Source organism: Streptomyces jumonjinensis, assembly GCF_009600885.1.
Classification (GTDB): Bacteria; Actinomycetota; Actinomycetes; order Streptomycetales; family Streptomycetaceae; genus Streptomyces; species Streptomyces jumonjinensis.
This window is the reverse complement of the sequence record NZ_VCLA01000161.1, coordinates 3,190-3,817: the sequence shown is the minus strand read 5'-3', so window position 1 is coordinate 3,817 and position 628 is coordinate 3,190. Positions and strand designations below refer to the sequence as shown.

At 70.1% G+C, this 628-nt stretch carries 1 protein-coding gene; it reads left to right on the top strand.

The window, feature by feature from the left end; all coding sequences use genetic code 11:
* Positions 1–154: 154 nt before the first annotated feature.
* Positions 155–628 (top strand): condensation domain-containing protein (locus FF041_RS23380; protein ID WP_228388556.1); only part of this gene is annotated, 474 nt, incomplete at its 3' end.

The window sequence follows — 628 nt, the reverse complement described above, 5'->3', positions numbered from 1 at the left end:
CGCTCGCCGGGCCGGTCTGGTCATCACGGCCCGCCAGGTCTTCGAACGCAGGACGCCCGCGGGTCTGGCGGTCGCGGCCGTACCCGATGACGCTGCTCTGGGGCAGCCCCCAGCAGGAGTCGCTGGAGTCGGCGAGATCCCGTTGACCCCGGTCATGCATGAGCTGATCGAACGAGTCGGCGCGGAGAAGATCGACCAGGTCATTCAGTCGGCGCTGGTGGTGGCCCCGGCCGGTCTGGACTTCGCCGTACTGACCGATGCGGTGCGCGCGTTGGCCGGACACCATGACACGTTGCGGGCCAGGCTGGAGCACACACCGCAGCCACGGCTCGTTGTACCGGAAGAGCTCTCCTCCGGACCGTTCACCCACCGTGTCGATGCGGTGGGCGGGGATCTCCGGCGGCTGGTGGACGAGGAGACGCGGGCGGCGGTCGCCCGGCTGGACCCGTGGGCCGGTGTGATGGTCCAGGCGGTCTGGTTCGACCTCGGCCCCGACACGCCCGGGAGGCTTCTGCTGGTTGTCCACCACTTGGTGGTGGACACGGTCTCGTTCCGCGTACTGCTGCCGGACCTCGCCGAGGTGTACGAGGCACTGGCGGACGGTCAGGCCCCCGCACTCCAGTCCGTC